Source organism: Myroides guanonis, assembly GCF_900114085.1.
In the GTDB taxonomy this organism is placed as follows: domain Bacteria; phylum Bacteroidota; class Bacteroidia; order Flavobacteriales; family Flavobacteriaceae; genus Flavobacterium; species Flavobacterium guanonis.
On sequence record NZ_FORU01000002.1, the window covers coordinates 19,415 to 42,705 of the forward strand.

The following is a 23,291-nucleotide window of genomic DNA, read 5'->3' on the forward strand; positions in this document are numbered from 1 at the left end:
CTTAAATTTTAAGCTGATTTACCTGCTTTTCTTCTCAATTCTTCACCTACAAATTTAATCCCTTTACCTTTGTAAGGTTCTGGCTTGCGGAATGAACGAATTTTAGCTGCAACTTGTCCTACAAGCTGCTTATCTGCAGAGGTTAATTTTACTAATGGATTCTTACCTTTCTCAGATATGGTTTCAACCATTACTTCAGGAGCAACATCAATAAGAATATTATGTGAAAAACCTAAAGCTAAATCTAATTTTTGCCCTTGGTTAGAAGCACGGTAACCCACACCAACTAACTCCAAAGTTAAAGTAAACCCTTCTGAAACTCCAACAATCATATTGTTGATTAAGCTTCTGTATAAACCATGCTTACTTCTTAGATCTTTTGCATCTGACTCACGCTCTACTATTACCTGTCCCTCTTCTACTTTAACAGTAACGTCTTGGACTATTTGAGTAAGCTCGCCTAATTTTCCTTTTACAACAACCACTCCTTCGTTAACAGTAACTGTTACATCAGCAGGGATTGTTATTGGACTTTTACCTATTCTTGACATTTCTAAGTCTCTTTTTAATTAGTATACGTAACAAACTACTTCACCACCTATATTCAGTTGTTTCGCTTTTTTTCCAGTCATCAATCCTTGTGATGTTGAAATAATAGCGATCCCTAAACCATTTAAGATCCTAGGAAGATCTGCCGATGAAGCATATTTACGCAAACCTGGTTTACTAATTCTTTGGATATCTCTGATAACTGACTCCTTTGTGTCTTTATCATATTTCAAAGCTATTTTGATGCTACCTTGAACAGTAGAATCATCAAATTTATAACTTAAGATATATCCTTGATCGAATAATATTTTCGTGATTTCTTTTTTAAACTTAGAAGCAGGGATTTCTACCACTTTGTGGTTAGCACGCACTGCATTTCTAACTCTAGTAAGAAAATCTGCTATTGGATCTGTATACATTTTTTTTCCCTTTAATCTTAATTACCAACTTGCCTTTTTAACTCCAGGTATCAATCCTTGGTTAGCCATCTCACGGAAAGTAACACGCGATAGACCGAATTGACGCATATACCCTCTTGGTCTTCCTGTTAATTTGCATCTGTTGTGCAAACGTACTGGAGAAGCATTTTTAGGTAATTTTTGCAAACCTTCATAATCACCAGCTTCGATTAGAGCTTTTCTCTTATCAGCATACTTAGCAACTAACGCTTGTCTCTTAACCTCACGGGCTTTCATTGATTCTTTAGCCATACTTAATTCTTTTTAAAAGGTAACCCTAATTCAGCAAGCAATGACTTAGCCTCTTTATCTGTTTCTGCAGATGTAACGAAGGTAATGTCAAAACCAGCGATTTTGTTTACTTTATCGATGTTGATTTCAGGGAAAATAATTTGCTCAGTTACTCCTAAGTTATAATTTCCTCTTCCATCGAAACCATCAGATTTGATACCTGAAAAGTCTCTAACTCGTGGCAATGCTGAAGTAACCAAACGGTCTAAAAATTCATACATTTTTTCACCACGTAACGTTACTTTTGCACCAATTGGCATTCCTTTTCTTAATTTAAAAGAAGCAACGTCTTTCTTAGATATAGTAGCAACTGCTTTTTGTCCAGTAATTTTTGTTAGTTCTTCTACAGCGTAGTCAACTAATTTTTTATCAGATACAGCAGCTCCAACTCCACGGCTTACAACAATCTTTTCAAGTTTAGGAACTTGCATAATATTCTTGTACCCGAATTCTTCTGTAAGAGCAGAGATAACTCTACTTCTATATTCTTCTTTAAGTCTTGGTAAATAAGCCATAACTATAATACTTGATTTGATTTTTTAGAAACCCTAACCTTTTTCCCGTCCTCAACTTTGTAAGAAACTTTTGTAGCCTCTTTTGATTTAGGGTCAATCAAAGCAATGTTTGATATATGGATAGGCGCTTCTTTCTTAACAATTCCACCTTGAGGGTTGTTAGCACTAGGCTTAACGTGTTTTGAAACAATATTCACCCCTTCAACAATAGCTTTGTTTTTCTCACGTAATACACGTAAAACTTTACCATCAACCCCTTTGTGGTCTCCAGCAATAACTTTTACTGTATCTCCTGATTTTATCTTTAGCTTTATCATCTTTGAACGAATTACAACACCTCAGGTGCTAATGATACAATTTTCATGAATTGTTTTTCACGAAGTTCTCTTGCAACTGGACCAAAAACACGAGTACCTCTCATTTCCCCAGCAGCATTCAACAACACACATGCGTTGTCGTCAAATCTGATGTAAGAACCGTCGGCTCTTCTCACTTCTTTTTTGGTACGTATAACAACTGCAGTTGAAACAGCCCCTTTTTTAACACTTGAGTTAGGAGCTGATTCCTTAATCGTAACTACAATTTTATCTCCAACTGAGGCATAACGACGTTTCGTTCCCCCAAGTACACGGATAGTCAAAACTTCTTTTGCCCCCGTGTTATCTGCTACTTTAAGTCTTGATTCTTGTTGTACCATAATTATTTCGCTCTTTCAATAATTTCAACTAATCTCCAACATTTACTTTTAGATAATGGACGTGTCTCCATAATTCTAACAGTATCTCCAATGTTACAGTCGTTTGTTTCGTCATGAGCAACATATTTCTTAGTTTGCTTCACGAACTTACCGTATAGTGGGTGTTTTACTCTTTTTGTTTCAGCAACAACGATGGATTTCTCCATTTTATTACTTGTAACAACACCAACTCTTTCTTTTCTTAAATTTCTTTTTTCCATCTTTCAGCAGAATACAATTATTGTAACTCTCTTTTACTCAACTCAGTTTTAACTCTTGCAATAGTTCTTCTTGCACCTCTAATTTGAAGTGGATTCTCTATTGGAGAGATTGCATGAGCTGATGTTAGGTCATTATATGCACTTGTAAGTTGAACAAGTTGCTCTTGTAACTCAGCTACAGATAGTTTTACTATTTCTGTTTGTTTCATGATAATTTTTGATTATGCTTCGAAATCTCTAGCAACGATAAACTTAGTTTTAACAGGAAGTTTTTGTGCAGCAAGACGCAAAGCTTCTTTTGCAACAGAAAGTGGAACACCACCTACTTCAAACATAATTCTTCCTGGCTTAACAACTGCAACCCAGTATTCAACTGCACCTTTACCCTTACCCATACGCACTTCGAGAGGCTTCTTTGTAATAGGTTTATCTGGAAATATTTTAATCCATAACTGTCCCTCACGTTTCATAAAACGAGTAGCTGCAATACGTGCAGCTTCAATTTGACGAGAAGTAATGAACGACGAATCTAAAGATTTAATTCCAAACATTCCATTAGAAAGTTCATGCCCTCTTTGGGAAATCCCTTTCATTTGACCTTTTTGTACCTTACGGTATTTTGTTCTTTTAGGCTGTAACATTTTTCTTTACTTTAAAAATTACTTTCTTTTGCGTTGTTGGTTAGGTCTTGCCGGCTTTCCTGATCCTGATGATTTGGATTGTTTTTTATCCATACCAGCTAACGGAGAAAGATCTCTCTTACCGTAAACCTCACCCTTCATGATCCACACTTTGATTCCCATTCTACCATAAGTAGTATGAGCTTCCGCAAGTGCATAATCAATATCCGCTCTAAAAGTAGACAAAGGAATTCTACCATCTTTGAAATTCTCTGAACGAGCCATTTCAGCACCATTCAAACGACCAGAAATCATAACTTTGATTCCCTCCGCATTCATTCTCATCGCTGCTCCAATAGCCATACGGATTGCGCGACGGTAAGAAATCCTGTTTTCGATTTGACGAGCAATACTAGCAGCCACTAGGAAAGCGTCAAGCTCAGGTCTTTTAATTTCAAAAATATTGATTTGAACCTCCTTATCAGTAATCTTTTTCAATTCCTCTTTCAACTTGTCTACCTCTTGACCACCTTTTCCGATAATAATACCAGGTCTAGCAGTAGTGATAGTAACGGTTACAAGTTTTAAAGTTCTCTCAATGATTACTTTTGATACACTAGCTTTTGATAAACGAGCATGGATATACTTTCTGATTTTGTGATCTTCAGCGATTTTATCACCGTAATCATTTCCACCATACCAGTTTGAGTCCCATCCTCTAATAATACCAAGGCGATTCCCGATTGGATTAGTTTTTTGTCCCATACTGTTTATTAATTGCTTTGTGTGTTATTATTTGATCCTAACACGACTGTAACGTGATTAGAACGCTTTCTAATTCTGTGTGCTCTTCCTTGTGGAGCTGGACGAAGTCTTTTTAACATCATACCACCATCCACTCTGATTTCCTTAACAACCAACTCAGCTGCCTCTAAATCGGCTTCACTGTTCTTTGCTTGCCAGTTTGCAATAGCAGACAAAAGTAACTTCTCTAATTTACGTGAAGCTTCTTTTGAACTGAATCTTAATATATTTAGAGCTTTTTCTACTTTTTGTCCTCTAACAAGATCAGCAACTAAGCGCATCTTTCTAGGCGAAGTAGGGCAATTATTCAGCTTAGCAAAAGCAACTTGCTTGTTAGCTTCTTTAATTTGCTCGGCTCTCTCTCTTTTACGAACTCCCATAGCTTCTTATTATTTTTTACCTTTATTCTTTGCACCAGCATGACCTCTAAAAGATCTAGTTGGTGAAAATTCCCCTAATTTATGTCCTACCATATTCTCTGTTACGTAAACAGGAACAAATTGGCGACCATTATGCACTGCGATAGTTTGCCCAACAAAGTCAGGAGTAATCATAGATGCTCTAGACCAAGTCTTAACCACACCTTTGTTTCCGCCTTCAATATTTTGTTGAACTTTTTTCTCTAATTTATAGTGAACAAAAGGTCCTTTTTTTAATGAACGTGCCATGTCTTACTTTTTATTTCTTTCTACGTTCTACGATATACTTGTTACTCGACTTAACTTTAGAACGAGTTCTGTATCCTTTTGCAGGTATACCATTTCTTGAGCGTGGGTGTCCTCCAGAAGAACGACCTTCACCACCTCCCATTGGATGATCTACCGGGTTCATAGCTACAGCTCTTGTTCTAGGTCTTCTACCTAACCATCTAGATCTACCTGCTTTACCAGATACGATCAACTGATGATCATGATTAGAAACAGCTCCAATAGTTGCCATACACTCCAAAAGAATCAAACGAATCTCTCCAGAAGGCATCTTGATAGTAGCATATTTACCATCTCTAGCAACCAATTGAGCAAAAGTTCCAGCAGAACGAGCAATCACAGCCCCTTGTCCAGGACGTAATTCAATACATGAAATCACAGTTCCCAAAGGAATTTTACTTAAAGGCATTGCATTACCAACTTCAGGCATTGCATTTGGGCCAGAAACTACTGTTTGCCCAACTTTCATACCGCTTTGAGCAATCACATATGTTTTCGCACCATCCACATACGCCAACAAAGCGATGAATGCAGTACGATTTGGATCATACTCAATTGATTTCACTGCAGCAGGAACTCCCACTTTTGTTCTTTTGAAATCAATGATACGGTATCTTTGTTTATGACCACCACCAGTATAGCGCATGGTCATTTTTCCTTGACTATTTCTACCTCCAGATTTTTTTTGCGGTGCAAGTAAACTACGCTCCGGCTTATCAGTTGTAATAGCGTCAAAACTATTCACAACTCTAAAACGCTGACCTGGGGTAATAGGTTTTAATTTTCTAACTGACATTATTTATTAGATATTTGAATAAAAGTCTATTGTCTCTCCTTCTTTTACTTCAACTATTGCTTTCTTATAAGCATTAGTTTTACCGTTTATCATTCCACCTTTAGTGAACTTAACCGATCTTTTAGCAGGGTAATTCATAGTACAAACGTTAACAACACTCACTCCATAAGTCGCTTCTACAGCTCCTTTGATCTGAATTTTGTTCGCTCTTCTATCTACCACGAAACCAAAACGGTTGAAAATTTCTCCGTCTTTAGTTATTTTTTCGGTAATTATAGGCTTAATTATAATACTCATATTCCTATTGTTTACTTAAATTTTCCACAATTCCTTCCAAAGAACCCTCTGTTAAGATCAAGCTAGACGTATTTAAAATAGCGTAAGTGCTTAATTCTGAGTTAGTTACTACAGAAGTCTTCTCTAAATTGCGTGAGGACAAATATACATTTTTATTTGAATCACCCAATACAAATAAAGATTTTTTATTCTCTAACCCCAAAGCACCCAAAACGTTAATAAACTTTTTCGTGCTTGGTGTATCAAAATTAAAATCTTCAACCACTATCACATTCGATTCTTGAACCTTTATTGAAAACGCTGATTTTCTAGCCAGACGTTTCAAGTTTTTATTCAATTTAAAAGAATGACTTCTAGGTCTAGGTCCAAAAATTGTTCCTCCTCCTCTAAACAAAGGATTTTTAATACTTCCTGCACGAGCAGTACCAGTCCCCTTTTGTTTTTTAATCTTACGAGTACTTCCCGCAATCTCAGCTCTTTCTTTCGCTTTACTAGTACCTTGTCTTTGATTAGCTAAATACTGCTTAACATCAAGATATACTGCATGCTTGTTTGGCTCTATACCAAATACTGAATCCAAAAGTTCAACTTTTCTTCCAGTATCTTTACCTGTGATATCTAAAACTTTTACTTCCATTACTTCTGAATGATTACATAAGAGTTTTTGTGTCCAGGAATCGCTCCTTTAACAATAAGTAGATTCTTTTCAGCTACTACTTTTAAAACTCTAAGGTTTTGAACTGTTACATTATCTCCTCCCATTCTTCCTGCCATTCGCATTCCTTTGAATACTCTTGAAGGATAAGAAGAAGCTCCAATTGAACCTGGTGCTCTTAAACGATTCTTTTGACCGTGAGTTGTTTGACCAACCCCACCAAATCCGTGACGCTTAACAACCCCTTGAAAACCTTTTCCTTTAGAAACACCTTGAACATCTACAAAGTCTCCTTCTTGGAACAAGTCAACAGTGATAACATCACCTAACTTATACTCCGTTTCAAATTCTTTGATCTCAACGACTTTTCTTTTGGCAGATGTTCCCGCTTTTTTAAAGTGACCTAACTCAGCTTTAATAGCGTGTTTATCCGTCTTGTCATCGAAACCTAGTTGCAACGCTTCATACCCGTCAACCTCAGTGGTTCTGACTTGGGTAACGACACATGGACCTACTTCAACTACTGTACATGGAATGTTTTTTCCATTTTCGTCAAAAATACTAGTCATGCCGATTTTTTTTCCAATTAACCCAGACATAAATATTAATTATTAATTATTGATTTTATTCATTTTTATTGAAAAAATCAAAGTATCAGGTCAAACCCTGATACTTGATTTAAAACTCTAGTATGTATTTATCACACTTTTATCTCAACTTCTACACCACTTGGAAGCTCTAATTTCATTAAAGCATCAATTGTTTTAGAAGATGAAGAATAGATATCTAGCAATCTTTTGTATGAACTAACTTCAAATTGCTCTCTAGCTTTTTTATTCACGTGAGGTGAACGTAAAACCGTGAATATCTTTTTATGTGTAGGTAATGGAATCGGTCCAGTTACCACAGCTCCTGTACTTTTTACAGTCTTAACAATCTTCTCTGCTGATTTATCAACCAACATATGATCGTAAGATTTTAATTTTATTCTAATTTTTTGACTCATTTTCTTAAAGATTAAGCGTTTCCTTTTGCTTTTGCAATTACTGCTTCAGAGATATTTGAAGGTGTTTCAGCATAGTGAGAGAACTCCATTGTTGAAGTAGCTCTACCTGATGACAACGTTCTCAATGTAGTAACATATCCGAACATTTCTGATAACGGAACAGAAGCTTTAACCACCTTAGCTCCATTTCTATCATCCATGCTGTTGATTTGTCCACGACGACGATTTAAATCCCCAACGATATCTCCCATGTTTTCTTCTGGAGTTAATACCTCCAATTTCATAATTGGCTCAAGGATAACAGCTCCTGCAGCTTTCGCTGAGTCTCTATAACCCATTTTAGCAGCCAATTCAAAAGAAAGTGCATCAGAGTCAACCGCGTGGAATGATCCATCTAACAAAGTAACCTTCATTGAATCCATTTCGAACCCAGCCAAAGGACCTTGTTTCATAGCCTCTTTAAATCCTTTCTCAACAGAAGGAATATATTCTCTAGGAACGTTTCCTCCTTTAACCTCGTTAACAAACTGCAATCCAACAGCTGCTTTACCATCAATATCATCAGCCGGTCCAATTTTAAACACAATGTCCGCAAATTTACCACGACCTCCAGATTGCTTCTTGTAAACCTCTCTATGATCAGCAACACGAGTCAACGCTTCTTTATATTCAACTTGTGGCTCACCTTGATTCACCTCTACCTTGAACTCACGTCTCATACGGTCGATAATAACATCTAAATGAAGCTCTCCCATTCCTGAGATAACTGTTTGTCCAGAAGCCTTATCTGTCTTAACTGTAAAAGTAGGATCCTCTTCAGATAATTTAGCCAAAGCCATACCCATTCTATCAACATCCGCTTTTGTTTTTGGCTCAATAGCGATACCAATAACAGGATCTGGGAAGTTCATACTCTCCAAAACAATTGGATGTTTTTCATCACAAAGCGTATCCCCTGTTTTGATGTCTTTAAATCCAACAGCAGCTCCAATATCTCCAGCCTCAATATATTCAACTGGATTTTGTTTATTAGCATGCATTTGATAAATACGCGAAATACGCTCTTTATTTCCAGAACGAGTATTCAACACATAAGAACCAGCATCTAAATGCCCAGAATATGTTCTAAAGAAAGCTAAACGACCAACATAAGGGTCAGTTGCTATTTTAAACGCCAATGCTGAGAACGGTTCAGTTACTGATGGCTTACGAACAACAGGCTCTTCAGTATCAGGATTAATCCCCTCAATACCTTCCTTATCCATTGGAGAAGGTAAGTAACGACATACTGCATCCAACATAAATTGAACACCCTTGTTTTTAAACGAAGAACCACAAGACATAGGAATGATACTCATATCTAAAGTAGCAGCACGTAAAGCAACGTGTATCTCCTCTTCAGTTATTGAATTCTCATCCTCCATATATTTCTCTAGCAAATTCTCATCATAAGCAGCGATCTCTTCAATCAACTGCCCTCTATACTGCTTAACATCATCCAACATATCTACCGGAATCTCAACAATATCAAAAGTAGACCCATGATTCTCATCATGCCATACGATTGCACGGTTTTTCACCAAGTCAACAATACCTCTAAAGTCAGCCTCATCACCAATTGGCAAAACAATCGGCACTGCGTTAGACTTCAACATATCTTTAACCTGCTGACAAACTGCTAAAAAGTTTGCACCTTGACGGTCCATTTTATTTACAAATCCCATACGAGGAACTTTGTAATTATCAGCTAATCTCCAGTTAGTTTCAGACTGTGGCTCAACACCATCAACTGCACTAAACAAGAAAACCAACCCATCTAATACACGTAAAGAACGATTCACTTCAACTGTAAAATCAACGTGTCCCGGGGTATCAATAATATTAAAGTGATACTCCATTGACTCGCTAATCTTCTCTCCTTGTTTAGTAGGAAAATTCCACTTACAAGTAGTCGCTGCTGATTGAATAGTAATTCCACGCTCAGCTTCTTGCTCCATCCAGTCCATAGTAGAAGAACCCTCATGAGTTTCTCCCATCTTATGGTTCACACCTGTATAAAACAAAATACGTTCTGTAGTAGTTGTTTTACCAGCATCGATATGAGCAGCAATACCAATATTTCTTGTATATCTTAAATCTCTAGCCATGGTAATATATTTCTTTTCGGATTAGAATCTAAAGTGAGAGAATGCTTTATTCGCCTCAGCCATTTTATGAGTATCCATTTTCTTTTTCACAGCCGCACCCTCTTCTTTAGCTCCAGCCAAAATCTCTGCAGCCAATTTAGCAGGCATAGATTTCTCATTACGTCTTCTAGCATAAAGAATCATCCATTTCATCGCCATAGAAATTTTTCTATCCGGACGAATCTGCATTGGAATCTGGAATGTTGCACCACCTACACGACGAGAACGAACTTCTACGTGCGGCATAACATTAGTTAAAGCATCTTTCCAAATCTCCAAAGAAGTTTTTTCTTCGTCTTGCTTCTTTTCTTCTACAATTTCCAAAGCATCATAGAACACTTTAAAAGCTGTTGACTTTTTACCATCCCACATTAAATTGTTAACGAAACGCGTCACTAACTGATCATTAAATTTCGGATCCGGTAAAAGAGGTCTCTTTTTAGCCTGTCTTTTTCTCATGTCTTTTTCTTAAACGTTTAAACGATTACTTTTTGTCTTTAGGGCGTTTCGCTCCGTATTTAGATCTTCTTTGTGATCTACCGTTAACTCCGGCAGTATCTAAAGCTCCACGTACGATGTGATATCTAACACCTGGCAAATCTTTTACTCTTCCACCTCTAACTAATACTATCGAGTGCTCTTGCAGATTGTGTCCTTCTCCTGGGATGTAAGCATTTACCTCATTACCATTTGTTAAACGCACCCTTGCAACTTTACGCATTGCAGAGTTAGGTTTTTTTGGCGTAGTGGTATAAACACGCGTACAAACCCCTCTTCTTTGAGGACAAGAATCCAAGGCAACCGATTTACTCTTCTTAGTCAATTGGGTTCTCCCTGTTCTTACTAATTGTTGAATTGTTGGCATAATGTTTATTAATAAATTCTACTATATATTAATTCCCCACTTTATATGGGGTTGCAAATGTAGAAAGATTATTTTGTTTTTCCAACACCCAATTCATTAATTTTCAATCGCATCTAAAAAAAACATCATACAACTTTCAAACAAAGCCCTAATCATAAAACACACTAAAACACACACTAAAACATCTGTATTTTCTAATATAAAAGACAGCCTCATTTTTAAAATCAAACAAACAACTACAATATATAAAACTATATATTTGTGATTATTATGAAAAAGAATCCGACAAAAACACCTAACCGCTTAAAACATTAAGCCTTGAAAGCAATCCTCTCAATACTTCTTATAACATTCAACTCCATAATATGTTTAGGCCAAAAAAATATAGTTTTAAAAATCGAGAGCCAAAATAAAGAAGAAGACAATATCATCCAATCAACAAGCTATCTCTCACTACACACTAACTATAATTCCATAAACAATACAATAAATATTTTTGAAGCTAAATTAAATGACTTGGGTTATTTAGCTTATACTAAAGAAAATAATAAAAAAGACAGCATAACAATTTACACATATCAATTAGGTCCAAAAACCACAACTCTAGTTATAAACACAACCAACCTAGATAGTCTATCTAAAAAAATCACAAATACAGAAACAAACAACCTAACCATTCCATTTCAAGAAACTAAATCTAGAATAAACCAATTTTTAGACAAATTAGAACAAAACGGATACGGAACAAGCGTACTACAATTTATCAACCACGAAATACACAAAGACACCTTATACTGTGATTTACATATAGAACTAAACAAAAGAAGGACACTTAACAAAATTGAAATAGTAAGTAATGACAAAATCCCAATCGCAATAATCCAAACAAGTTTAAAGAAGGAGATTAATCAAACCTACTCAGAAACAACTATAAGTAAAATAAATGACAAAATTTCAAGTTTCAACTTCATTAAAACCAACAAACCCACCGAAACATTATTCACTACAGATAGCACCTATGTATATCTCTATCTAAACAAAAAGAACACTAATCAGTTTGATGGATATGTAGGATTTAATAACGACGAAGATGGCAAACTAAAACTAAACGGCTACTTAGACCTAAAACTAAACAATATTTTAAATAGAGCAGAACTTTTTGAATTGCTTTGGAAGAACAATGGAAAAAAACAATCAGACTTTAACTTTAAAGCAGAAATTCCATATCTCTTCAAAACTTCTATCGCTCTAAAGGGAAGCTTTGAAATCCAAAAACAAGACAGCACCTATCAAAACACAGAATTAGAACTCGGCCTAGGTTATTATCTAAATCACCAAAACAAAATCTTTCTTGGTTACCAAACTATAAACTCCGCCACCAACGAAGAATCACCAATACTCAAAAACTACGACAGTAAATACTTTACCATTAACTATGAGTATAGTCAACTAAACAAACAACGCATACTATTCCCTATAGATCATCAAATATATCTAAAACTAGGTACCGGGAAACGAAATTCCGAAACAGATAATAACAACCAATCTTTTATAGAATTCATAGCATCTAAAAACTTCGAAGTAACACCAACCAATCTATTCTATATAAAATGGAACACCTACTTTCTGTTAAGTGACAATTATTATTTTAACGAACTAAAAAGATTTGGAGGAACCCAAACCTTAAGAGGATTCCAAGAAAACAGTCTAACTGCAAAAGCTTTTTCTATTATAAACACAGAATACAGAATACAAATAAGCTCCAACTTGTCTTTTAACTCTATTCTAGATTATGCCTACACAAAAGACCCTCAATCAGAACAATCCAACCATTTATATTCATTTGGTTTTGGCATGGGAATACTCACCAAAAACAGTCATTTTAAGCTAGCTTTTGCAAACGGAAAAACCCCAAAAGAAAAAATGAGTTTCGAAAACACAACAATACATATAAGTATGTCAACTTTTTTTTAAACAAATTCACTTACTCAATCTAAAAATATATCTTTGCACCATGGAACAAGACAATCAAATATTTGGTATTCGAGCAATTATCGAAGCCATTGAAGCAGGAAAGGATATCGACAAAGTATTCATTCAGAAAGAAGCTCAAGGCGATTTAATGAGTGATCTACTCAAATCAATGAGAAAAAATAACATTAATTTCTCTTATGTCCCTATTGAAAAACTAAACAGACTAACAAGTAAAAACCATCAAGGAGCAGTAGCTTCCATATCCCCTATTTCTTTTGTTAGTTTAGAAGAACTTGTAGAGAAAACAATAGAAACCAAAGAAAAACCATTATTCTTAATATTAGATCAAATATCAGATGCTAGAAACTTTGGTGCTATTATAAGAACAGCAGCTTGTTGTGGAGTAGACGGTATAATAATCTCTAAGAATGGTGCTGCACCAGTAAACGGGGATACGGTAAAAACATCCGCAGGAGCAGTATTCAACATTCCTATCTGTAAAGTTGACCACATTAAAGATGCTGTATTCTATTTACAAAGCTCAGGAGTTACTACATTAGGAGCATCTGAGAAAGCTTCGAAAGAAATCTATGATGTAGAATGCAACCAACCTTTAGCTATTATTATGGGTAGCGAAGACAGAGGAATAAACCCCTCAGTTTTAAAAATTATAGACGAAACTGCAAAACTACCAATACACAGTTCAATAGCCTCATTAAACGTTTCAGTAGCTTGCGGTGCTTTTTTATACGAAACACTAAGACAGAGACGATAAGCTTCTATTACTAAAATTATACTTAAAAAAACGCCTTACTTTCGATGAAATCACAAGTAAGGCGTCTTTGTTTTGTGTAGCGATTTGTTAAAACTGTTCACGTACAATATATTCTTCTGCAACTCCCATAATATGCAAGCTAGCTTCAACCGCATTCATCATAGGGTCAGGACCACATAAATAGAAATACTTCAACCCCGCATCAGCATATTTTCGAATTAAAGCTTCAGTGACATAACCGTGCTCATACCCTTCAACCTCTTCACTAGATAAAACATTTATAAATTGCCCTCCTAACAACCTTTTAAAATAATCGTTCAAGATAATATCTGCCTTTGTTTTATTAGCAAATAACAACTTGTTCCCTCCTACTTGCCCAGTGCGCTCTAACTCTTTAAAAATAGCGATAAAAGGGGTTATCCCTGCACCTCCGGCAATAAACAATCCAGGTCCTTTATATTCAATAGTTCCAAACACATCATGTAAAATAAAACTATCCGCAGTAGTTAGTGCCCTTAATTGTTCTGTTACGCCATGGTGGTCTGGATATGTTTTTATACAAAACTCAAGATAATCATCAGTGGTTAAAGAAGTAAAAGTAAATGCTCTTAACTCATTCTCCCAACCTTTCCGCTTAATAGAAACATCTACAGCCTGACCAGGTTTATACTGGATTGAATCTGGTTTCTCTAATCGAAAGCGAATCACATCTATTGTAATGGCCTCCATACTCTTTATTCTCGCTACTCTTTCCATACCTAAAAATATTATTTAATACTTTCTAAAAACCTCTGTTGCATACGTTCATCTTCAAAAACTCCTGAAAAAAACTCGGTGACCGTATAACTATTAGTATCACGAATTCCCCTTGAGGCCACACACAAATGATTTGCCTCTATATAAACCGCAACATCTTGATGCCCTAATGCTTCTATCAGCCCCTCGCCTATTTGAACACTTAATCGCTCTTGAACCTGCGGTCTTTTTGCAAAATAATCAACCAAACGATTAATCTTAGAAAGACCTATCACAGAATCATAAGGAACATAAGCCACATGCACCTTACCTATTATAGGCACAAAATGATGCTCACAATGAGAATACAAAGTAATATCCTTCTCAACCAGCGTCTGTCGATACCCGTACTTATTATCAAACAAACTAATCGCAGGCTTATTCTTAGGATTAAGACCACTAAAAGCTTCCTTCACATACATCTTAGCTACTCGATTCGGAGTATTTTTCAAACTATCATCCGAAAGATCTAATCCTAAAGTCTCCATAATCTCACTAAAAAGCCCAGAAATTCTATTTACTTTTTCCTCATCACTAAAATCGACCTTCTGCTTCAATTCAGCAACAGTATCAGTCCCTTCGAAATCCATTACTTTTTTCATAATAAACTCTTTAAATTAATCAGACGCATAACATTATTCACTATTTCATCACAATAACGCAAATGAAACTCAAACAAAGCTTGTTCATCAAACGATTTCTCAATTTCTTTACGTAACAGCGCTTTTGATCTATTCAAACGAACTTTTACATTACCAGGAGTAATATCGAGTAATTCTGCTGTCTCATCTGTATTCATACCATTAACTTCCCTAAGAATAAAAACCATTCTATACTCAAGTGGAATTCTACTCATCGAATCCTCCAACATATTTGCTAACTCTCTTTGCATAACCCCTTTATCTGCTTCGTTTTCTGAATCCTTACGCATCACTTCATTATTGTCATTTATAGAAATCATTAGGCCATCAGTTACTCTGTTCTTCTGAAAATGATGGAAACACCTATTAATCATTATTCTACTAATCCAAGTTTTAAAACTTGATTCATTCCTAAATCCCCCCAGCCCTCTATAAGCATCCACAAAGGATTCCTGCATTACATCCTGAGTATCTTCATGACAAAGATTATAAGCACGCCCAATTCGATACAAGACCGGATTAAAACGCCTCACTATTAACTCATAGAACTGCTTTTCACCATTAAGTATTTTTTGGACAATTTCTATATCGTCCATTTGTATATCCCCCATATTACTATTTACTTTAAACCCAGACTATATATACATAGAGTACAAAAACAATACTGAGGTTACAGAAATTCAAAACTATTTTCTGAACACTATCTAAAGATACAAAAAGGTAAAGCAATTAAGTAAAAAGTAATATCCACAAAAACACTACAACTGATGACCCGATAAAAAAATAAAAACTTACAGCATCGATAGATACCACAAAAAGAAAAACAACCGGCTTTACTTAGTAAAACTATTACAAGTATAAGTTGTACTATAAACAACAGGTAAAGTTACCCTATATGGATTCGTACTATTGCTCTTCCAATGCTCATCATCCAACTCCTTAGGAATAATAATAAAATTACCATCTTCGTCAAAGCATTTCATAAAAGGATCCTCTTCCGAATTATAATCAGGTCGTTGCCATTCAAACTTATAAACTCTTTGAGCATAAGTAGGTGTTTTAAGAAACAACGTTAAAATCAATCCAGTCACAAAACCACTCAAATGTCCCTCCCAAGAAATTCCATCTTCGATATCAGGGAACATATACCAAACCATACTCCCATAGAAAACTACGATAAGCAAAGACAAAGAAACCAACCTATAATATCTACTGAGTAATCCCTTAAAAAACATAAAACTCACTAAAACATATATAAGACCACTAGCACCAATATGATAACTCTCACGAGCAATCAACCAAGTACCTAAACCAGATAATAATATACCCCAACCAAGAACCTTCCATACCAATCCCTTATAAAAATACTGTAACATTAAAAGCAAGGCCAATAACGCCACAGAGTTATTATACAAATGACGAAGTCCACCATGTATAAAAGGACTAAAAATAACACCACGTAATCCCTTTAAACTCCTAGGATAAACACCATATTGATACAATTGTAAATAATCTTTCCAATCCATCCAATACACCAACCATATCACCATTAGAAAAACTATAGGTAATAGAACTATATCAGCTGAAATTGGGGAAGGTTTAGAATCCATAAAATTTAAAAGTACTCATTCACATGAAAAGCTAAAGATAAAAATTAGAATCTAAAAAACAGAATTACAATGAAATAATCCACAAACCAAAACCTACTATCCTAAAACACAAACAAGACAACATATTTTACAAACTAATTTTTAAATACACGCTATAGGTTGTATTTTTGAGACATATAACAAATATAATGGAAGCACCTCTAGCCGAAAGAATTAGACCCAAAACACTATCAGAATATATCAGTCAAGAACACTTAGTTGGTATAAATGGAATATTAACCCGTCAACTACAAACAGGTTTTATTCCTTCATTAATATTTTGGGGACCTCCAGGAACTGGTAAAACCACCCTAGCAGAAATTATTGCAAAAGAAAGCGAAAGACCATTCTATGCTTTAAGCGCCATAAATTCTGGGGTTAAAGACATTAGAGAAATTATAGATAAAGCAAAGACAAATTCAGGACTCTTTACAGCAAGAAACCCTATTCTCTTTATAGACGAAATACATCGATTCAGCAAATCACAACAAGATTCTCTATTAGCAGCCGTAGAAAAAGGATGGGTAACACTCATTGGAGCAACAACAGAAAATCCTAGCTTTGAAGTAATTCCAGCCTTGCTTTCGCGATGTCAAGTATATACACTCAATCCATTCACAAAAGATGATTTACAAGCACTTCTGGAGAGAGCTATGAAAAAAGACCTAAGAATTCAAAAAAGAAATATTATTCTAACTGAAACAGAAGCGCTTTTTAGAGTTTCAGGAGGTGATGGAAGAAAATTACTCAATACTTTCGAACTCATCATCAATGCAATGCCAGAAGGATTAAGTGAGATTACGAATGACTTGGTAATGAAAACCGTTCAAAAAAACACAGTCTTATACGACAAAACCGGAGAACAACATTACGATATTATTTCTGCATTTATAAAATCCATACGAGGAAGTGACCCAAATGGAGCCGTGTATTGGTTAGCCCGAATGATAGAAGGAGGAGAAGATGTAAAGTTTATCGCCAGAAGACTTGTAATATCCGCTTCGGAAGACATAGGAAACGCCAATCCTACAGCACTTATAATGGCGACCAATACTTTTCAAGCCGTTTCAGTAATAGGACACCCAGAAAGCCGTATTTTACTTAGTCAATGTGCTGTATACCTAGCAACCTCCCCTAAAAGTAATACAAGCTATTTAGCCATAGGAAAAGCACAACAAATAGTCAGACAAACAGGAGACCTTTCAGTACCTATACATCTAAGAAATGCTCCTACAAAATTAATGAAAGAATTGGGGTACGGAGAAGACTACAAATATTCACACGACTACACAAACAACTTTGTTGAACAAGAATTCCTTCCATATGAAATTAGTGGTACCGTTTTTTATGAACCTGGTCAAAATCCTCGTGAAAAAGGAATAAGAGATTTCCTGAAAAATAGGTGGAGTTTAAAATACAACTATTAAGGAACATTGTTATTTAAAAAACATTCAAGAAGTCTATAGAATATTTTTTATATCTAATAAATGACTCACTCTAAGAGTCGAGGAAGAATCCACTGAACTCATTAAAGGATTAAAATGAATAGCATCAATACCAACATCCAAAGCCCCCTTAATATCAGCAATTAAATTATCGCCAATCATAACACTTTGCTCAGGAGTCGCACCAGCTTGTTTCAATGCATATTTAAAAATTAGAGGGTCAGGTTTTTTTACCCCTGCCATTTCGGAGTTAGTTATAGTCTGAAAATAAGAATCAATTTTGGAATTTTCAATTTTTTTAAACTGAACCTCTTGAAAACCATTTGTCAATATATGTAAGGCATATCTATCTTTCAAATAGTCCAACAATTCCAAAGCTCCTTCAAATAAATAGTTGTTTTTTGGTAATTCCTCAAGATAGCAATTTGAAAACCTTTCTATTAAATCCAAATCAGCTCTAAAATTTAATTTTTTAAAAGTTTCACTTAATCTACCAAGCCTCAATTCTTCTTGAGTAATTAAATTAAGACTATAACGATACCAATAAGCCTCGTTAATACCAACGTAATAATGCAGAAATTCTTCTAATGAAAATGAAACATCATGGTTATTAAAGACACTCTCAAAAGCTTTTGCAGAATTAATTTCAAAATCCCACAAAGTATGATCTAAATCAAAAAAAATATCTGTTTTAACTTCCTTATTTATTATATACATAAAATCATTAATTTGGTAATCTATTCAAAACTCAAGCAACATATCCTTTATATTAATTCCTCTTCAGCGAAACTAAGAAAACCCTGATCTGTAATAATTACATGATCTAGTAAATTAATATCAAGTATTTCAGCAGCACTTTGAACATTTTTTGTAAGTGATTTATCTTCATCACTAGCTTTCAATTTTCCAGACGGATGGTTATGACACAATATTATACCAACGGACTCATATTCAAGAGCAATTTTAAAAAGGATACGAATATCAACAATTGTTCCTGTTATACCTCCCATACTAAGTCGTCTTTTATGAACAACTTTATTGGAGTTATTGAGAAATATAACCCAGAATTCCTCATGTCCTAAATCGCCGATATGAGGTTGCATTAAATCGAATACATCTTGGCTCGAACGTATTACAGGAAGCAATATAGCTTCTTCCATACGTCTTCTTCTACCCAATTCTAAAGCCGCAACAATTGATACAGCTTTCGCTTCTCCAATTCCGTTAAATGTCATTAACTGCTGAAGACTTTGCTTGCTTAAAAGTCCTAAATTATTTTGACATTGTAATAATATTCGCTGACTTAAAGATACAGCAGTTTCATTCCTATTTCCAGACCCTATTAATATAGCCAAAAGTTCTGCATCACTAAGTGAAGCTTTTCCCTTTAATATTAACTTCTCTCTTGGCTTGTCATCATCTGCCCATTGTGTGATAGAGGTTTTCAGTAATCCCATAATACTCAATATTTTAATTTAAAATTACTTAAAGTTAAATTTTAATATTGGTTTTCAGCAACATACCCTTATCTTTTTTAACTTTCAACACATCACCTAAAGATCTTATTCACCTAAATAAGTAAAAAAAGACTCTAAATCTATTCCTCCATAATTTCCTGAACTCATAAAAAGTAAAACGCTGTCTTTAATTGTCAAACCATCTAAATACTTTTTAAATTCAGCAGAGTCTGTATAACACTTCAAATTTGACTTGTCAAACGCATCAATCATTTCTCCCTCACTAATAATCTCTAACCCCTTCAACTCCAATGCTTTTTTAGAATAAAAAACAACGGCTTCATCTGCATATTCTAAGGCTCCTTTATACTCTTTTAAAAACGTTGCATTCAAACTACTATAACTATGTAATTCCAAACAAGCAATTAGCTTTTTATCTGGATATTGCTTCTTAACAGCTGTTGTAGTAGCGATTACTTTGCTCGGCGAATGTGCAAAGTCTTTAAATATAATAGCTTCTGATTCTTTTGCAATTCGCTCCAATCGTTTAGAAGCCCCTTTAAAAGTAGCAATAGCCTCATAGAAATCATCTTCATCTATCCCCATATTCTGACACACCCATTTTGCACCATTAATATTACTTAAATTATGTTCACCAAACACTTCTAAAGGCATTGGTCCTTCATTAGTTTCAAGTAACGTAATTCCATCTTGAATAGAATACCCAGGCAATCCATAAGCTATTTTGCGAATAGGATTAAAAGTATTACTTACAATATCAACAACATGTTCATCTAATTCATTGTAAATTAATATACCACCATTTACAATTTTATCAACAAAAATACTGAACTGCTCCTTATAACTTTCAAAAGTCGGAAACACATTTATATGATCCCATGCAATACCACTAATCAGCGCAATATTGGGTTTGTACAAATGAAATTTGGGTCTAGGGTCTAGAGCTGATGACAAATACTCATCCCCCTCTATCAACATAAAATCATTTTGTGAAGTTAGATGGACCATACGGTCAAACCCTTCTAATTGCGCACCTACTAAATAATCTACTTCAACATCATGATAGCTCATAACATGAAGTATCATGGAAGTAATCGTAGTCTTACCGTGCGATCCACCAATAACTACTCGAGTTTTATTTTTGGAATGCTCATAAATAAACTCTGGATATGACAATATCTTCAATCCAAGTTCTTTTGCCTTTAGTAGTTCAGGGTTATTAGCCTTCGCATGCATACCTAAAATGACTACATCAATATCAGAAGTGATTTTCTCTGAAAACCATCCCTCCTCCTCAGGTAACAATCCTTTTTTATTTAATCTTGACTTCGATGGCTCAAAGATAGCATCATCACTTCCTGTTACTTCCTCTCCCTTATCATATAACGCCAAAGCGAGGTTATGCATGGCGCTTCCACCAATTGCGATAAAATGTATACGCATAATAACTTAAAATATTTTAATCTTGATTTTGTAAAAATACAATTTTATTCTATTCCTCTCTACTGTCAATAACCGAAACAGAATCATATAAAAAAAGTCGGCTACTAAAAGCCGACTTTTCAATATTTAATAAATAAATTTACTACTTAACAATAGTCATTTCATCGATAATGTGTTTTGCTCCAGCATATTTTTCAATTACGAATAACACATAACGAATATCAACACTGATAGTTCTTTGCAACTTAGCATCGTAAATAACGTCACCAGCCATAGCTTCAATATTACCGTCAAATGCAATACCAATCAATTCTCCTTTAGCATTCAAAACAGGTGAACCAGAGTTCCCTCCTGTAATATCATGGTCAGTCAAAAAATTAACAGGTAAGTGTCCTTTCTTATCTGCATAAACACCATAATCTTTAGCATTATACAAATCAATTAACTTTTGAGGAACTTCAAATTCTTCATCACCAGGAATATGTTTTGCAATAGTACCAGCAAGAGTAGTATACCAATTTTCATCAGCGTCGTTCACTTTATTACCTCTAGGTAAATCTATTACTTTACCGTAAGTCAAGCGCAATGTTGAGTTCGCATCAGGGTAATATTTTTTATCTGGATTCACTTTGCGAAGTCCATCAACCAACAATCTATATCCTTTTTGATACTTATCCTCTAAAGACTTAATATTTTCAGGAACATCTCTGTATTTATCTAAGATAGATTTAGAAACAGTAACTAATAAATCATTCTCCAAAAGAGATGCATCAGGGTTTTTCAAGAAAGATTCAACCTTATCTTTATTAGCCATAACACTTGAATCGAAAGCTTTGTTTACAAACGCTTCAAAATTACCATTGTATTCTTTAGCTATTTCAGCAATATAAGGAGCAATCCCATATCCTTCAGATTTTGAAGCATACAATTCCAATTGCTTAGCCAACATATCACGTTCCAAAGGTTCATAATATTCTCCATAAACAGCATCTACAAATTCTTGCAACTGAGGCAATAAACGCGCTCTTTCTTCATCTGAACCAGCTGCATATACTTTCAATCCTTCAACCAAACGCGAAGGTGCTGCTGCCATAGTAGAAGTGCGTAAAAGAGTCATTAAATAATTATCATGTCTAGCTTTCTCATTAGTAGCCGCATAATAAGCATTGATGTCAGCTATTACTGAACCATATTTCTTTTTATTAGCTTTCTTATTAGCCCAAACGTTAAATTCAGCCTCTGACTTACGTTTAGCCGCAGCAGTCTTATGTTCTTTCAAGGCATCAATCATACCTTGACGATTTTTCCAATAATTAGCTACACCTGCATATTTGGAAGCATAATGAAGTCTCACAGAAACCTCTTGATCCATATACTTCTTCATTACATCCATACCTAATTTAGACCCCTCAACCCAAGCTGGATATGCAAACATTACATTTTGCTCAATCCCCTCAGCCGGCATCCAACGATTCGTACGCCCTGGATACCCCAAAATCATAGAGAAATCTCCCTCTTTAATACCCGCAATAGACACTGGCAAATGATGTTTTGGCTTCATTGGAATATTGTCAGCAGAATATTCCGCAGGATTTCCTTCTCTATCAGTATAAACTCTAAAAACTGAAAAATCTCCAGTATGTCGTGGCCATTCCCAGTTATCAGTATCTCCTCCGAATTTACCAATACTATTTGGAGGTGTACCAACTAAGCGTACATCTGTATAATCTTGATAAACAAAATAGTAATATTCATTACCTTGAAAAAATGACTTTACAGAAACCGTATATTTCCCACCCTCATCGTTCTCTTTTTGAATCTTAGCAATTTCTTGATTAATTGCTTTTTCTCTTTCTAATTCATTCATGGAATCAGTAACAACTCCTAAAATACGTTTTGAGACATCATCCATACGAACGAAGAAACGAACTGATAAATCTTTTGGTTTGCGCTCATCAGCCTTAGTAGCCGCCCAAAAACCGTTTGTAAGAATATCATCCTCAGGAGTAGATAATTCCGCGATTTTATCATAACCACAGTGGTGATTTGTAAAGACCAACCCTTGTTCTGAAACAATTTCTGCCGTACACCCACCATTGAACTGAACAATAGCATCCTTCAACGAGCTATTATTAATACTATAGATTTCCTCAGCTGTAAGTTGTAAACCCATTTTCTCCATATCGCGTTGATTCAAACGCTCTATGAACATTAAGAACCACATCCCCTCATCTGCCTTTACCTGAACAGGTAAAGCAAAAATGAATGCAGTAATAAATAAAATAATTTTTTTCATAATTGTTTTAAGTATGTTATCAAGTTGCGAATATAAGTTATTTTTATAAAATTGACTTTATGTAGTGATAGTATTCCCCATCTCTAATA

Annotated in this window: 31 protein-coding genes; 3 read left to right on the forward strand and 28 right to left on the reverse strand. The window is 35.0% G+C overall.

All coding sequences use genetic code 11. From position 1 onward, the window contains the following. Nucleotides 1–8 precede the first annotated feature (8 nt). The 20 genes from rplF to rpsL all read right to left on the reverse strand — a co-directional run bounded on the left by rplF (nucleotide 9) and on the right by rpsL (nucleotide 10,706). Nucleotides 9–551, reverse strand: a complete 543-nt coding sequence (gene rplF / locus BM024_RS02070; RefSeq protein ID WP_090677805.1) for a 50S ribosomal protein L6 — start codon at nucleotides 549–551, stop codon at nucleotides 9–11. A gap of 18 nt (nucleotides 552–569) precedes the next feature. Further along, nucleotides 570–968 (reverse strand): 30S ribosomal protein S8, encoded by a 399-nt coding sequence (rpsH, locus tag BM024_RS02075; RefSeq protein WP_090677806.1) that lies wholly within the window; start codon nucleotides 966–968, stop codon nucleotides 570–572. A gap of 21 nt (nucleotides 969–989) precedes the next feature. Continuing rightward, a complete protein-coding gene (gene rpsN, locus BM024_RS02080) occupies nucleotides 990–1,259 on the reverse strand; it encodes a 30S ribosomal protein S14 (RefSeq protein ID WP_090677807.1) in 270 nt (89 codons plus the stop codon). A gap of 2 nt (nucleotides 1,260–1,261) precedes the next feature. After that, nucleotides 1,262–1,813, reverse strand: coding sequence for a 50S ribosomal protein L5 (gene rplE, locus BM024_RS02085; RefSeq protein WP_090677808.1), 552 nt, complete (start codon nucleotides 1,811–1,813; stop codon nucleotides 1,262–1,264). Between the two features lie 2 nt (nucleotides 1,814–1,815). Then, a complete protein-coding gene (rplX, locus tag BM024_RS02090) occupies nucleotides 1,816–2,130 on the reverse strand; it encodes a 50S ribosomal protein L24 (protein WP_090677809.1) in 315 nt (104 codons plus the stop codon). 11 nt (nucleotides 2,131–2,141) lie between these two features. Beyond that, complete coding sequence (gene rplN / locus BM024_RS02095; protein WP_090677810.1) at nucleotides 2,142–2,510, reverse strand: 50S ribosomal protein L14; 369 nt, start codon at nucleotides 2,508–2,510, stop codon at nucleotides 2,142–2,144. 2 nt (nucleotides 2,511–2,512) lie between these two features. Then, on the reverse strand, nucleotides 2,513–2,770 hold the full coding sequence (rpsQ, locus tag BM024_RS02100; RefSeq protein WP_090677811.1) for a 30S ribosomal protein S17: 258 nt from the start codon (nucleotides 2,768–2,770) through the stop codon (nucleotides 2,513–2,515). A gap of 17 nt (nucleotides 2,771–2,787) precedes the next feature. After that, on the reverse strand, nucleotides 2,788–2,979 hold the full coding sequence (rpmC, locus tag BM024_RS02105; protein ID WP_090677812.1) for a 50S ribosomal protein L29: 192 nt from the start codon (nucleotides 2,977–2,979) through the stop codon (nucleotides 2,788–2,790). 12 nt (nucleotides 2,980–2,991) lie between these two features. Beyond that, on the reverse strand, nucleotides 2,992–3,411 hold the full coding sequence (rplP, locus tag BM024_RS02110; RefSeq protein ID WP_090677813.1) for a 50S ribosomal protein L16: 420 nt from the start codon (nucleotides 3,409–3,411) through the stop codon (nucleotides 2,992–2,994). A gap of 18 nt (nucleotides 3,412–3,429) precedes the next feature. Further along, on the reverse strand, nucleotides 3,430–4,155 hold the full coding sequence (rpsC, locus tag BM024_RS02115) for a 30S ribosomal protein S3 (protein WP_090677814.1): 726 nt from the start codon (nucleotides 4,153–4,155) through the stop codon (nucleotides 3,430–3,432). A gap of 8 nt (nucleotides 4,156–4,163) precedes the next feature. Next, nucleotides 4,164–4,574 carry a 50S ribosomal protein L22 gene (gene rplV, locus BM024_RS02120; RefSeq protein WP_090677815.1) on the reverse strand — a complete coding sequence of 137 codons (411 nt, stop codon included), beginning with the start codon at nucleotides 4,572–4,574 and terminating at the stop codon, nucleotides 4,164–4,166. Nucleotides 4,575–4,583: 9 nt separating this feature from the next. Beyond that, nucleotides 4,584–4,862, reverse strand: coding sequence for a 30S ribosomal protein S19 (gene rpsS / locus BM024_RS02125; protein ID WP_090677816.1), 279 nt, complete (start codon nucleotides 4,860–4,862; stop codon nucleotides 4,584–4,586). A gap of 10 nt (nucleotides 4,863–4,872) precedes the next feature. Further along, nucleotides 4,873–5,697 (reverse strand): 50S ribosomal protein L2, encoded by an 825-nt coding sequence (gene rplB / locus BM024_RS02130; RefSeq protein WP_090677817.1) that lies wholly within the window; start codon nucleotides 5,695–5,697, stop codon nucleotides 4,873–4,875. 6 nt (nucleotides 5,698–5,703) lie between these two features. Beyond that, nucleotides 5,704–5,994 (reverse strand): 50S ribosomal protein L23, encoded by a 291-nt coding sequence (rplW, locus tag BM024_RS02135; RefSeq protein ID WP_090677818.1) that lies wholly within the window; start codon nucleotides 5,992–5,994, stop codon nucleotides 5,704–5,706. Between the two features lie 4 nt (nucleotides 5,995–5,998). Then, on the reverse strand, nucleotides 5,999–6,631 hold the full coding sequence (gene rplD / locus BM024_RS02140) for a 50S ribosomal protein L4 (RefSeq protein WP_090677819.1): 633 nt from the start codon (nucleotides 6,629–6,631) through the stop codon (nucleotides 5,999–6,001). Further along, nucleotides 6,631–7,248, reverse strand: a complete 618-nt coding sequence (gene rplC, locus BM024_RS02145) for a 50S ribosomal protein L3 (protein ID WP_090677820.1) — start codon at nucleotides 7,246–7,248, stop codon at nucleotides 6,631–6,633. The genes rplD and rplC overlap by 1 nt, the downstream gene beginning before the upstream one ends. Before the next feature lie 101 nt (nucleotides 7,249–7,349). Next, nucleotides 7,350–7,655 (reverse strand): 30S ribosomal protein S10, encoded by a 306-nt coding sequence (gene rpsJ, locus BM024_RS02150; RefSeq protein ID WP_026710316.1) that lies wholly within the window; start codon nucleotides 7,653–7,655, stop codon nucleotides 7,350–7,352. 11 nt (nucleotides 7,656–7,666) lie between these two features. After that, nucleotides 7,667–9,802, reverse strand: coding sequence for an elongation factor G (gene fusA, locus BM024_RS02155; RefSeq protein ID WP_090677821.1), 2,136 nt, complete (start codon nucleotides 9,800–9,802; stop codon nucleotides 7,667–7,669). A 21-nt stretch (nucleotides 9,803–9,823) separates the two neighbouring features. Then, a complete protein-coding gene (gene rpsG / locus BM024_RS02160; protein WP_090677822.1) occupies nucleotides 9,824–10,300 on the reverse strand; it encodes a 30S ribosomal protein S7 in 477 nt (158 codons plus the stop codon). 25 nt (nucleotides 10,301–10,325) lie between these two features. Further along, nucleotides 10,326–10,706: a 30S ribosomal protein S12 gene (rpsL, locus tag BM024_RS02165; protein WP_090677823.1), complete on the reverse strand. Its 381-nt coding sequence runs from the start codon at nucleotides 10,704–10,706 to the stop codon at nucleotides 10,326–10,328. A gap of 318 nt (nucleotides 10,707–11,024) precedes the next feature. Here rpsL and BM024_RS02170 point away from each other — a divergent pair, with 318 nt between their 5' ends. Next, nucleotides 11,025–12,680: a BamA/TamA family outer membrane protein gene (locus BM024_RS02170; RefSeq protein ID WP_177190147.1), complete on the forward strand. Its 1,656-nt coding sequence runs from the start codon at nucleotides 11,025–11,027 to the stop codon at nucleotides 12,678–12,680. Nucleotides 12,681–12,720: 40 nt separating this feature from the next. After that, nucleotides 12,721–13,455 (forward strand): 23S rRNA (guanosine(2251)-2'-O)-methyltransferase RlmB, encoded by a 735-nt coding sequence (gene rlmB / locus BM024_RS02175; protein ID WP_090677825.1) that lies wholly within the window; start codon nucleotides 12,721–12,723, stop codon nucleotides 13,453–13,455. A gap of 87 nt (nucleotides 13,456–13,542) precedes the next feature. Here the strand turns inward: rlmB and BM024_RS02180 are convergent, their stop codons facing one another. The 4 genes from BM024_RS02180 to BM024_RS02195 form a co-directional block, all read right to left on the reverse strand. Further along, complete coding sequence (locus BM024_RS02180; protein WP_090677826.1) at nucleotides 13,543–14,211, reverse strand: FAD-binding oxidoreductase; 669 nt, start codon at nucleotides 14,209–14,211, stop codon at nucleotides 13,543–13,545. An 11-nt stretch (nucleotides 14,212–14,222) separates the two neighbouring features. Next, nucleotides 14,223–14,852 (reverse strand): GTP cyclohydrolase I FolE, encoded by a 630-nt coding sequence (gene folE / locus BM024_RS02185; RefSeq protein ID WP_090677827.1) that lies wholly within the window; start codon nucleotides 14,850–14,852, stop codon nucleotides 14,223–14,225. Continuing rightward, nucleotides 14,849–15,502: a sigma-70 family RNA polymerase sigma factor gene (locus tag BM024_RS02190; RefSeq protein WP_090677828.1), complete on the reverse strand. Its 654-nt coding sequence runs from the start codon at nucleotides 15,500–15,502 to the stop codon at nucleotides 14,849–14,851. Before BM024_RS02190 ends, folE begins: the two co-directional genes overlap by 4 nt. 222 nt (nucleotides 15,503–15,724) lie before the next feature. Then, nucleotides 15,725–16,501, reverse strand: coding sequence for a rhomboid family intramembrane serine protease (locus BM024_RS02195; protein ID WP_090677829.1), 777 nt, complete (start codon nucleotides 16,499–16,501; stop codon nucleotides 15,725–15,727). Nucleotides 16,502–16,689: 188 nt separating this feature from the next. Here BM024_RS02195 and BM024_RS02200 point away from each other — a divergent pair, with 188 nt between their 5' ends. After that, on the forward strand, nucleotides 16,690–17,967 hold the full coding sequence (locus tag BM024_RS02200) for a replication-associated recombination protein A (protein ID WP_090677830.1): 1,278 nt from the start codon (nucleotides 16,690–16,692) through the stop codon (nucleotides 17,965–17,967). A gap of 33 nt (nucleotides 17,968–18,000) precedes the next feature. Here the strand turns inward: BM024_RS02200 and BM024_RS02205 are convergent, their stop codons facing one another. The 4 genes from BM024_RS02205 to BM024_RS02220 form a co-directional block, all read right to left on the reverse strand. Beyond that, nucleotides 18,001–18,702: a YjjG family noncanonical pyrimidine nucleotidase gene (locus tag BM024_RS02205; RefSeq protein WP_090677831.1), complete on the reverse strand. Its 702-nt coding sequence runs from the start codon at nucleotides 18,700–18,702 to the stop codon at nucleotides 18,001–18,003. 47 nt (nucleotides 18,703–18,749) lie between these two features. Then, nucleotides 18,750–19,442 (reverse strand): RadC family protein, encoded by a 693-nt coding sequence (gene radC / locus BM024_RS02210; RefSeq protein WP_090677832.1) that lies wholly within the window; start codon nucleotides 19,440–19,442, stop codon nucleotides 18,750–18,752. A 105-nt stretch (nucleotides 19,443–19,547) separates the two neighbouring features. Continuing rightward, nucleotides 19,548–20,906, reverse strand: coding sequence for a UDP-N-acetylmuramate--L-alanine ligase (locus tag BM024_RS02215; RefSeq protein ID WP_090677833.1), 1,359 nt, complete (start codon nucleotides 20,904–20,906; stop codon nucleotides 19,548–19,550). A 142-nt stretch (nucleotides 20,907–21,048) separates the two neighbouring features. After that, nucleotides 21,049–23,202, reverse strand: coding sequence for a S46 family peptidase (locus tag BM024_RS02220; protein WP_090677834.1), 2,154 nt, complete (start codon nucleotides 23,200–23,202; stop codon nucleotides 21,049–21,051). Nucleotides 23,203–23,291: the final 89 nt, after the last annotated feature.

Excerpts from the sequence above, each read along its gene's own strand:
- rplV (WP_090677815.1), bottom strand. The coding sequence starts at position 4,574 with ATGGGAGTTCGTAAAAGAGAGAGAGCCGAGCAAATTAAAGAAGCTAAC.
- BM024_RS02190 (WP_090677828.1), bottom strand. The coding sequence starts at position 15,502 with ATGGGGGATATACAAATGGACGATATAGAAATTGTCCAAAAAATACTT.
- rplN (WP_090677810.1), bottom strand. The coding sequence starts at position 2,510 with ATGGTACAACAAGAATCAAGACTTAAAGTAGCAGATAACACGGGGGCA.
- rplD (WP_090677819.1), bottom strand. The coding sequence starts at position 6,631 with ATGGAAGTAAAAGTTTTAGATATCACAGGTAAAGATACTGGAAGAAAA.
- BM024_RS02205 (WP_090677831.1), bottom strand. The coding sequence starts at position 18,702 with ATGTATATAATAAATAAGGAAGTTAAAACAGATATTTTTTTTGATTTA.
- rpsH (WP_090677806.1), bottom strand. The coding sequence starts at position 968 with ATGTATACAGATCCAATAGCAGATTTTCTTACTAGAGTTAGAAATGCA.
- rpsJ (WP_026710316.1), bottom strand. The coding sequence starts at position 7,655 with ATGAGTCAAAAAATTAGAATAAAATTAAAATCTTACGATCATATGTTG.
- rpsS (WP_090677816.1), bottom strand. The coding sequence starts at position 4,862 with ATGGCACGTTCATTAAAAAAAGGACCTTTTGTTCACTATAAATTAGAG.
- folE (WP_090677827.1), bottom strand. The coding sequence starts at position 14,852 with ATGAAAAAAGTAATGGATTTCGAAGGGACTGATACTGTTGCTGAATTG.
- BM024_RS02215 (WP_090677833.1), bottom strand. The coding sequence starts at position 20,906 with ATGCGTATACATTTTATCGCAATTGGTGGAAGCGCCATGCATAACCTC.
- rplX (WP_090677809.1), bottom strand. The coding sequence starts at position 2,130 with ATGATAAAGCTAAAGATAAAATCAGGAGATACAGTAAAAGTTATTGCT.
- rpmC (WP_090677812.1), bottom strand. The coding sequence starts at position 2,979 with ATGAAACAAACAGAAATAGTAAAACTATCTGTAGCTGAGTTACAAGAG.
- radC (WP_090677832.1), bottom strand. The coding sequence starts at position 19,442 with ATGGGATTACTGAAAACCTCTATCACACAATGGGCAGATGATGACAAG.
- rplC (WP_090677820.1), bottom strand. The coding sequence starts at position 7,248 with ATGTCTGGGTTAATTGGAAAAAAAATCGGCATGACTAGTATTTTTGAC.
- rpsN (WP_090677807.1), bottom strand. The coding sequence starts at position 1,259 with ATGGCTAAAGAATCAATGAAAGCCCGTGAGGTTAAGAGACAAGCGTTA.
- rpsL (WP_090677823.1), bottom strand. The coding sequence starts at position 10,706 with ATGCCAACAATTCAACAATTAGTAAGAACAGGGAGAACCCAATTGACT.
- BM024_RS02195 (WP_090677829.1), bottom strand. The coding sequence starts at position 16,501 with ATGGATTCTAAACCTTCCCCAATTTCAGCTGATATAGTTCTATTACCT.
- rplE (WP_090677808.1), bottom strand. The coding sequence starts at position 1,813 with ATGGCTTATTTACCAAGACTTAAAGAAGAATATAGAAGTAGAGTTATC.
- rplW (WP_090677818.1), bottom strand. The coding sequence starts at position 5,994 with ATGAGTATTATAATTAAGCCTATAATTACCGAAAAAATAACTAAAGAC.
- rpsG (WP_090677822.1), bottom strand. The coding sequence starts at position 10,300 with ATGAGAAAAAGACAGGCTAAAAAGAGACCTCTTTTACCGGATCCGAAA.
- rplF (WP_090677805.1), bottom strand. The coding sequence starts at position 551 with ATGTCAAGAATAGGTAAAAGTCCAATAACAATCCCTGCTGATGTAACA.
- fusA (WP_090677821.1), bottom strand. The coding sequence starts at position 9,802 with ATGGCTAGAGATTTAAGATATACAAGAAATATTGGTATTGCTGCTCAT.
- BM024_RS02220 (WP_090677834.1), bottom strand. The coding sequence starts at position 23,202 with ATGAAAAAAATTATTTTATTTATTACTGCATTCATTTTTGCTTTACCT.
- rplB (WP_090677817.1), bottom strand. The coding sequence starts at position 5,697 with ATGTCAGTTAGAAAATTAAAACCTATTACCCCAGGTCAGCGTTTTAGA.
- rpsQ (WP_090677811.1), bottom strand. The coding sequence starts at position 2,770 with ATGGAAAAAAGAAATTTAAGAAAAGAAAGAGTTGGTGTTGTTACAAGT.
- rlmB (WP_090677825.1), top strand. The coding sequence starts at position 12,721 with ATGGAACAAGACAATCAAATATTTGGTATTCGAGCAATTATCGAAGCC.
- rplP (WP_090677813.1), bottom strand. The coding sequence starts at position 3,411 with ATGTTACAGCCTAAAAGAACAAAATACCGTAAGGTACAAAAAGGTCAA.
- BM024_RS02180 (WP_090677826.1), bottom strand. The coding sequence starts at position 14,211 with ATGGAAAGAGTAGCGAGAATAAAGAGTATGGAGGCCATTACAATAGAT.
- BM024_RS02200 (WP_090677830.1), top strand. The coding sequence starts at position 16,690 with ATGGAAGCACCTCTAGCCGAAAGAATTAGACCCAAAACACTATCAGAA.
- rpsC (WP_090677814.1), bottom strand. The coding sequence starts at position 4,155 with ATGGGACAAAAAACTAATCCAATCGGGAATCGCCTTGGTATTATTAGA.